The sequence below is a fragment of the Plasticicumulans sp. genome, from assembly GCF_035331805.1.
Taxonomy (GTDB): Bacteria; Pseudomonadota; Gammaproteobacteria; order Competibacterales; family Competibacteraceae; genus Plasticicumulans.
Genome location: NZ_DAOLKE010000154.1, coordinates 1 through 8,241, shown reverse-complemented (window position 1 = coordinate 8,241; position 8,241 = coordinate 1). Strand labels below are relative to the sequence as shown.

7 protein-coding genes are annotated in these 8,241 nt (G+C 71.4%); 3 read left to right on the top strand and 4 right to left on the bottom strand.

Translation table 11 applies throughout. From position 1 onward, the window contains the following. The 4 genes from PKE44_RS11625 to PKE44_RS11610 all read right to left on the bottom strand — a co-directional run. Nucleotides 1-497 (bottom strand): RNA 2'-phosphotransferase (locus tag PKE44_RS11625; protein ID WP_324551295.1); only part of this gene is annotated, 497 nt, incomplete at its 3' end. Between the two features lie 84 nt (nucleotides 498-581). Further along, a complete protein-coding gene (locus PKE44_RS11620) occupies nucleotides 582-3,296 on the bottom strand; it encodes a DEAD/DEAH box helicase (protein WP_324551293.1) in 2,715 nt (904 codons plus the stop codon). 615 nt (nucleotides 3,297-3,911) lie between these two features. Continuing rightward, nucleotides 3,912-4,220 carry an AzlD domain-containing protein gene (locus tag PKE44_RS11615; protein ID WP_324551291.1) on the bottom strand — a complete coding sequence of 103 codons (309 nt, stop codon included), beginning with the start codon at nucleotides 4,218-4,220 and terminating at the stop codon, nucleotides 3,912-3,914. Then, nucleotides 4,217-4,915 carry an AzlC family ABC transporter permease gene (locus tag PKE44_RS11610; RefSeq protein ID WP_324551289.1) on the bottom strand — a complete coding sequence of 233 codons (699 nt, stop codon included), beginning with the start codon at nucleotides 4,913-4,915 and terminating at the stop codon, nucleotides 4,217-4,219. The genes PKE44_RS11615 and PKE44_RS11610 overlap by 4 nt, the downstream gene beginning before the upstream one ends. Nucleotides 4,916-5,455: 540 nt before the next feature. On the opposite strand from PKE44_RS11610, the gene PKE44_RS11605 reads away from it, so the two are divergent. The 3 genes from PKE44_RS11605 to PKE44_RS11595 form a co-directional block, all read left to right on the top strand. Further along, nucleotides 5,456-5,896 (top strand): hypothetical protein, encoded by a 441-nt coding sequence (locus PKE44_RS11605; protein WP_324551286.1) that lies wholly within the window; start codon nucleotides 5,456-5,458, stop codon nucleotides 5,894-5,896. A gap of 184 nt (nucleotides 5,897-6,080) precedes the next feature. Continuing rightward, on the top strand, nucleotides 6,081-7,721 hold the full coding sequence (locus tag PKE44_RS11600) for a von Willebrand factor type A domain-containing protein (RefSeq protein WP_324551284.1): 1,641 nt from the start codon (nucleotides 6,081-6,083) through the stop codon (nucleotides 7,719-7,721). 62 nt (nucleotides 7,722-7,783) lie between these two features. Continuing rightward, nucleotides 7,784-8,241, top strand: a 458-nt coding sequence (locus tag PKE44_RS11595) for a DUF1028 domain-containing protein (protein ID WP_324551282.1), incomplete at its 3' end; no start/stop codon positions are given.

Genomic DNA, 8,241 nt, shown 5'->3' with positions numbered 1-8,241 from the left:
ACGCCGTTGTCTGCCAGGAAAAACTTGAAGCCCTTCGTGTGCATGCGCAAAGCGTCAACCTTGAGGATGACCGGTTTGCCGTGACGCTGGCCGACGCGATATGCGGTTGCTTCATCGGCCGACAAGTGCACTTGCTGGCGTGCTTGCGGCTTGAGCCCTTCCGACAGGATCGAATCCACGAATCGCGTCGCCGTCCCATGGTACAGGATGCTCGGCGGTTCCTGGGGTGACAGTCCGAGTGCAACGGTCACGGAATGTCCTTGGGCGGCACGGATGTGCAGTCCATCCTGCGATAGAGAAAACCGCTTCTTGTCGCTGGTTTCAACGATCTGCAGCAGGTCTTCCCGGTTGAACCGGATTCCGGCTGCATCGCTCCTGGCGAGTAATTCGTCGATGGAGGCCCAGCCTTGGGTATCTAATGTTAAACCGATTGCATCAGGTTTGTGGCGAAGGACGAAACTCAAGAATTTGCTGAGTTGCACAGTATCAGGCGGCATCAGAGATCATCCTTCTATTCGGCAGGATGGGATGGCTGCCGGGTTTCCTCCGGCAGCCTCACCGGCCGGTGCGCTTCGGGGAGTTCAGAGCGGCGCGAACAGCGCGTCGAGATCGTCCTCGGCGAGCTGCGGGGCGCTGTCGCGTTCGGTCAGGATGCTTTCGACCAGTGCGCGCTTCCTGACCTGCAGGTCGCGGATTTTTTCCTCGACCGTGCCCTCGGTGTAGAGCTTGTAGACGAACACCGGCTTTTCCTGACCGATGCGGTGCGCGCGGTCCGAGGCCTGATCCTCGGCGGCCGGGTTCCACCACGGATCGTAGTGGATCACGGTGTCGGCGGCGGTCAGGTTCAGGCCGGTGCCGCCGGCCTTCAGGCTGATCAGGAATACCGGCACTTCGCCGGCCTGGAAGCGGCGTACCGGCGTGGCGCGGTCCTCGGTGGTGCCGGTCAGCAGCACGTAGGCGATGCCGAGCCTGGTGAGTTCCTTCTCGATCAGCGCCAGCATCTGCGTGAACTGCGAGAACACCAGCACGCGCCGGCCTTCGTCGACGAGTTCCGGCAGCATCTCGGTCAGCAGTTCGAGCTTGGCCGAGCCCTTGACCGCGCGCGCGCTGCCGAGCTTGACCAGCCGCGGGTCGCAGCAGACCTGCCGCAGCTTGAGCAGCGCGTCGAGGATGACGATGTGGCTGCGCGCGAGGCCCTTGGCGGCGATCTCGGCGCGCACGCGCTCCTGCATCGACAGGCGGATCGCCTCGTAGAGGTCGCGCTGCGGGCCGGCGATTTCGATCGTGCGCACGATCTCGGTCTTCGGCGGCAGGTCGGCGGCGACCTGTTCCTTGGTCCGGCGCAGCAAAAACGGCGCGACGCGTGCCGCGAGGCGTTCGCGACGTTCGCGGTCGCCGTCCTTCTCGATCGGCTTGCGGAAGCTGCGCTGGAACTGGCGGGCATCGCCGAGCAGACCGGGCAGCAGGAAGTCGAACAGGCTCCAGAGCTCGCCGAGGTGATTTTCCATCGGCGTGCCGGTCAGGCACAGGCGGTGCCGGGCGCGCAGGGCGCGGGCGACGATGCCGGCCTGCGCGGTCGGGTTCTTGATCGCCTGCGCCTCGTCGAGGATCAGCAGGTGATACGTGTGCCGGGCGAGCGCCTCGCGGTCGCGTGGCAGCAGCGCGTAGGTGGTCAGCACCAGATCGTGCTCGGGGATGCGCGCGAAATCGCGGGCGCGGTCGGGGCCGCGCAGCGCCAGCACGCGCAGGCGCGGCGCGAAGCGTGCGGCTTCGTCGCGCCAGTTCGGCAGCAGGCTGGTCGGCGCGACGATCAGCACCGGCCGGTCGAGGCGGCCGGCGGCGTGCTCGCAGGCGATGTGCGCGAGCGTCTGCACGGTCTTGCCGAGGCCCATGTCATCGGCGAGCACGCCGGCGAGCTGCGTGACGCGCAGGAACTGCAGCCATTCCAGGCCCTGCTGCTGGTACGGGCGCAGCTGGGCGTGAAAGCCCTCCGGCACCGCGACCGGCTGCGGACCGCGCCGCAGTTCGGTGAGCAGCGTGCGCAGGCGTTCGCCGCCGTGCCAGGTGAGCGTGCGGTCGCCGAGTGCGGCTTCGAGCTCGGCAAGCCGCGTTGCCTGGCTGCGCGCGAGCGACAGCTTGCCGCGCAGGTTCAGGCCCTCGCCGTCGTAGAGCTCGACCAGCACCGCGAGGATCTTGCGGATGCGCGCCGCCGGCACCGGCAGCAGCCGGCCGTCGGGCAGCGGCACCATGACCCGGCGCTCGTCGCCGAGCTGCGCGAGCCAGCTGCGCGCGTCGCCGCCGGGCAGGCGCGCGAGCAGCTCGACCAGACAGGGCAGCAGGTTGACGCGCTCGCCGTCGAGCTCGACGCCGAGGGCCAGTCCGAACCAGTCCTCGCCGCCGCTCTCGTCGAGTTCGGCGAACCATTCGCCGGGTTCGGCGAGGTCGTAGCGGAAGCCCGGCTCGATCTCGATGCGCCAGCCCTCGGCACGCAGCCGCGGCAGTTCGCCGAGCACGAAATCGGCCCAGCGGTCCGGGTCATGGAAGCCGAAGTCGTGCCTGCAGCTGCGCGGCAGGCGCTCGGCGGCCCAGCTCAGGTTGCGCAGCGCGATCAGGTCGGCGTCGTACAGGCGCTCGATCGCGGCGCGTTCGAGGTCGCGCCGCCGGGCGATGCGCTCGACCACGCGATCGGCACGCAGGCGGCTGATCACCGGCGTGTCGTCGTGCCAGTCCAGCCAGTGGGCATCGCCGTAGCCGAAGTCCAGATGCACGCCATCGACGAGGCCGGTGCCGCTGCGCGTGCCGCGGCCGATGCCGGCGGCCGGCGCGGCGCCGAGTTCGCGGCTGTACAGGCGCAGGCGCGGCTGCGGACGGAAGTCGGCCTCGGTCGCGACCTGCAGCCGGGGCGGGCGCGGCAGCGCGACGCCGGGCAGGTGGCGCTCCAGCCAGTCGTTGAGCGGGTCGATGTCCTCGGCTTCGAGCACCAGTGCCGAGGCCAGCGCCCCGGCCAGCGCCGGCGGCAGCGTGGTGCTGAGCGGCCCGCAGCAGCCGGCCTGCGCATCGACGTACCACGGCGGCGACAGCGGCAGCACCGCATCGGCCGGCGGGCCGGCGACGAAGGCGAGCCGGGTGCCGCCGCCGGGATCGGTCTGCCACTGCACGGTGGCCGGGCGGGCCGGGCCTTCGGCGAGCAGCGGCCCGTTCTCGTCGAGCCAGTGGCAGCGCCCGCTCGCCGGCGAGCGTGCGGGCGTACGGGTCGCGCGCCAGCGCCAGTTCGTGCAGCAGCGCGCGGTCGGCATCCTCGAAGCGGCCGGGATACATGCCGGGCACCAGCACCGAGCCCGGATCGAGGTTGCGCGGCTTGCCGTATCCGCCCTTTTTGAGCGCGCGCGCCGAGACCACGCGCAGCGCGCAGGCGTCGGGGGCATCGCCCTGCGGCTGCAGCAGGTACAGCAGGCGTTCGGCGGCATCGCCGGCCGGCTTCGGCAGCGCGGCGTGGCCGACGCGTTCGAGCCAGGCGGACAGCGCCGGCGAGGGACCGCTCGCCGGGGCCGGCGTCACCGGCGCGAGCGGCGGCACGCAGGCCGGGCGGTCGCTGCCGCTGCCGAGGGCCAGCAGGCGCAGCAGCAGCGCGGCGGCGTGCTTGCAGTCGACGCCGACCGGACACGAGCACTCGGTTTCGAGCTGCAGGCCGCGGGTGTTCTGGATCAGGCGCACACGCGTCTCGTAGCGCGGGCGGTGGCTGCCGCGCACGACGCCGTGCACGCTGCCGTCGGTGCCGGGGCGCAGCTCCAGCACGCCGCCGGTGCGCAGCAGGGCCTCGCCGCGCACCAGCGTCAGCGGGTCGAACCAGTGGCGCAGCAGATCCCGGCTGGGATGCGCCCGCGTGCCGGGGCCGGACAGACTCGTGTCGATCATCGCAGCAGCAACATGTGGAGGGCCGTCCCGGCCGCGATGCTGAGCAGCGCATTGCGCCGGGCGAGATGGACGGCCACGGTTACGACGACGCCCGCGAGCGCGGGCAACGGCCCCGGAGCCCCGCTCGTGAACGTATCCCTGAGGCAATACAGCACCAGAACGGTCATGACCGCCGGTGGCAGATAACGTGCGAGGAAGCGCAGCCACGGCCGCTCGCCGGCACCGGCGAACAGCAGGAACGGCGCGGCCCGGGTCGCGAAGGTCGCGAGCGCCATCAGCGCCACGGCCGCGAGCACGTAGCTCATGCCGGTCGTGCCCGCTGCGCGGCCAGCAGCCCGGCCAGCGTCAGGGCCAGCGCCACCAGCAGGAACTGCGCAGGCGGTGCGAACGCGAAGCTGACGGCACCGGCGGACGCGGCGAGCAGGAACGGCCACGGCTCGCGCACCGCGTGCCACTGCTCGACCAGCAGCACGACGAACAGCGCGGTCAGCGTGAATTCGAGCCCGTGCGTGTCGAGCCCGCCGAGCGCGAGTCCGCCGAGCCCGCCGAGCGTGCAGCCGAGCAGCCACCAGCCCTGGTTCAGCGCGCTGACCGCGAACACGAAATCGTGCGCGGCCGGCGGGGTGGCGAAGGCCGGTGGCGGGCGCGTGCCGGTCAGCAGCGACCAGGTTTCGTCGGTCAGCGCGAACACCGCATACCAGCGCCGCCAGCCGCGCACCGGCAGCCGGTCGATCATCGACAGGCCATAGAAGGCATGACGCAGGTTCAGCAGCAGCGTCGCGAGTGCGATGTCGGCGAGCGGCACCCGGGCCGCGAGCAGGCCGACCGCGAGGAACTGCGCGGCCCCGGCGTAGATGCAGAGCCCCATCAGCGGGGCCAGCCAGGCCGGCTGGCCGCTCTGCACCAGCAGCACGCCGAACGCCATCCCGAGCGGCACATAGCCGAACGCCACCGGCAGACAGGTGCGCAGGGCGGCAGCGAGCACGTCGGGGCTGGGCATGTGCGGCATCCGGAATGGGGGCGATCCAAAGTACCGGATAGTAACTAAATACATGGCTATCGTGTGGGAATACCGCAGTGCCGCAACGCGCGTTCCTGCCGCGCATCCCGGCCCTCTGCGGCGCGGAGCATTCGATTGCGGGCTTGCGACCATGCAGTTATTTTGAAATCCGGTCTGACCGCGCCTCCCTGCCGCGTTGGCCGCCCGCAACAGTCAAATCGCGGATCGTCGCTGCAAGGCGACAATGCAAGTCCCTGACGGATATCTGATCTTTTCCGCATCCGGTCCGCTCGTCGTCGAAAGGCGACGAATCTCCCCGTGAATTCCGCGATGTCCAGGCCGCATGGCCCGGTTTTTTCTGGAAATTTCGGTGTTGGCACTGCGATTGCTTTGGCTGATGCCAAGGGAGGCGCGAGTCGCGGTCCGGGTTTAAGAACGGCCCCGTCCCCGATCCGGCCGCGGCTCGCGCACCCCTCCTGACGTGACAGCCGTCGGCAGCGGTACTGCCGCAATTCGTCTCCTCCAGAGGAGTCAAAAATCATGAACAACAAACTCATGGCCTGCCTGCTGGCGGCGACGCTGGCGCTGCCGCTGAGCGCGCCGGCGCAGGCCGGCAGCGGCGATGCGCTGATCGGCGGTGGCGTCGGTGGTGCGCTCGGTGCGGTGGTCGGCCACGAGATCAGCGGTCGCGACGGCGCGATCGTCGGCGGCGCGCTCGGCGCGGCGCTCGGCGCGGCGGCCACGACGCAGGGTGATCGCGATTACCGTTACCGGCGCGTCTACAACGGGCCGGTCTACGAACGTCCGTATGTCGTCGAGCGGCCGTACTACGCCCCGCCGCCGCCGCGCTATTACGCGCCGCCGCCGCGCTACGTCGTCGAGCGCCGCGTCTACGTCGAGGATCGCGGCTATCGCCGCGGCCCGCCGCCGTGGGCCCGGCACCACCATCGCCATCACCGGCACTGGCGCGACTGGGACTGAATACCCGCTGAGCGCTGCCGGTTCTCTGCGACGCCGCCCCCAGACTCCGGGCGGCGTTTTTTTGTGCGTGCGTCGCGCCGGCCGACCACACTGCAGACCCCGCCCGCATCGCCCTCTTCTGCAAGCTGCCTGCGCACCCTTCTTCCGCAACCTCCATCCGCAACCTCCATCCGGGAGTCGTTCCATGTCTGCCGTCCCGCGCCTGCGCGCCGCCGGTCTTGTGCTGATCGGTCTGACCGCCACCCTTGTCTCGGCCTGCGGGGGCGGCGGCGGTCCGTACGCCGGCGCACCGGTCGCCGGCCTGCCGCCGCCGAAGGTGACGGGCGCACTGGCGGGCGGGATGTCGGGGGCGCTGCTGGCGAAGGCCGCCGAACCGCGCGGTGCACCGGCGGCGCTGCCGGCCGCGCAGTTCCCGCAGGCCGGCAAGAGCCCGGTCATGCGCACGGCCGAACAGCCGGTCTCGACCTTCAGCCTCGATGTCGACACGGCCTCGTATGCGCTGGTGCGCCGGCTGCTCAACGACGGCCGGCTGCCGCCGGTCGATGCGGTGCGCATCGAGGAGATGGTCAACTACTTCCCGTACGCGTGGCCGGCCCCCGAGGCCCGCAGCCGGCCGCTGCAGGTGTCGACGGCGCTGCTGCCGACGCCGTGGAACCCGGACACGCGCCTGCTGCGCATCGGCATCCGGGGCTGGGCGCCGGCCACGCACGAGCGGCCGCCGGCGAATCTGGTGTTCCTGATCGACGTGTCCGGCTCGATGGACGCGCCCGACCGCCTCGGGCTGCTGCAGAAGTCGCTCGGCCTGCTGGTCGAGCGGCTGCGGCCCGAGGACCGCGTCGCGATCGTCAGCTACGCCGGGGGCGTGCGCACGGTGCTGGAGCCGACCTCCGGACGCGAGCGCACGAAGATCCTCGCCGCGCTCGATGGTCTCGCCGCCGGCGGCAGCACGGCCGGGGCGGCCGGGCTGGAGCAGGCCTACCGGCTGGCGCGCGAGCACTTCGACCGGCAGGCGGTCAACCGCGTGATCCTCGGCACCGACGGCGACTTCAACGTCGGCCTGTCCGATCCGGCCGGGCTCGCGCAGTACGTGAGCGAGCAGCGCAAGGCGGGCGTGTACCTGTCGGTGCTGACCGTCGGCCTCGACAACCTGCATGACGGCACGGCGCAGGCGCTGGCGCAGGCCGGCAACGGCAATGCCGCCTATCTCGACAGCGTCCAGGAAGGCCGGCGCGTGCTGGTCGAGCAGCTCGCGGCGACGATGATTCCGGTTGCCGACGATGCCAAGGTGCAGGTCGAGTTCAACCCGGCCGAGGTCAGCGAATACCGGCTGCTCGGCTACGAGACGCGCGCCCTGGCGCGGGCCGACTTCACGAACGATGCCGTCGATGCCGGTGACCTCGGCGTCGGCCACACGGTCACGGCGCTCTACGAGATCACGCCGGCCGGCGCCCGGGCGCGCATCGAGCCCGGGCGCTACGAGGCACCGGCGGCGACGGCGCCGAACCGCCATCCCGGCGAGCTCGCCTGGGTGAAGCTGCGCTGGAAGCAGCCGGGCGCGGCGCGCAGCGAAGCCCTCGCGCAGCCGGTGCGTGCGGCCGACGCCTTCGCCGGCATCGCCGCCGCCGATGCCGACACGCGCTTCGCGGTCGCGGTCTCCGCCTTCGGACAGTGGCTGCGCCAGGACACGGAGCTGCGCGGCTACGGCATCGACGCGATCGAAACCCTGGCGCAGGGCGCGCGCGGCGAGGATGGCGAGGGTCGGCGGGCCGAGTTCGTGCAGCTCGTGCGCCAGGCCGCGGCACTGCGCGGCGCGCCGGCGCGCTGAGGCCGCACTACGCTGCGCAAGGCGGCGCCGTGCCGCCCGATGCCCCTGCGGAGTGCCTGCCCATGACCTTCTCGATCGTCGCCCACGATCCCGAGACCGGCGACCTCGGCGTCGCCGTGCAGTCGAAGTTCCCGAACGTCGGCGTGTCGATCCCGTACGCGCAGGCCGGTGTCGGCGCGATCGCGACGCAGTGCTACTGCAACACCAGCTTCGGGCCGCGCGGGCTGGCGCTGCTCGGTCACGGCGCGAGTCCGCAGCAGGCGGTCGAGATCCTGACCGGCAACGATGCCGAGCGCGAATTCCGCCAGCTCGGCATCGTCGATGTGCAGGGGCGCGCCGCGAGCTTCACCGGCGCGCGCTGCTTCGACTGGGCCGGCAGCCGCCACGCCGCGCACGTCGCGGTGCAGGGCAACGTGCTCGCCGGGGCCGGCGTGCTCGATGCGATGCTGGAGCGCTACCAGGCCGGGGCCGGCGAGCCGCTGCCGCTGCGCCTGATCGCCGCGCTCGCCGCCGGGCAGGC

Bases quoted from the DNA above. Each gene is read 5' to 3' on its own strand.
- PKE44_RS11615 (WP_324551291.1), bottom strand. From the start codon at position 4,220: ATGAGCTACGTGCTCGCGGCCGTGGCGCTGATGGCGCTCGCGACCTTC.
- PKE44_RS11610 (WP_324551289.1), bottom strand. From the start codon at position 4,915: ATGCCCAGCCCCGACGTGCTCGCTGCCGCCCTGCGCACCTGTCTGCCG.
- PKE44_RS11600 (WP_324551284.1), top strand. From the start codon at position 6,081: ATGTCTGCCGTCCCGCGCCTGCGCGCCGCCGGTCTTGTGCTGATCGGT.
- PKE44_RS11605 (WP_324551286.1), top strand. From the start codon at position 5,456: ATGAACAACAAACTCATGGCCTGCCTGCTGGCGGCGACGCTGGCGCTG.
- PKE44_RS11620 (WP_324551293.1), bottom strand. From the start codon at position 3,296: ATGCCGACCGCGCGCTGCTGCACGAACTGGCGCTGGCGCGCGACCCGT.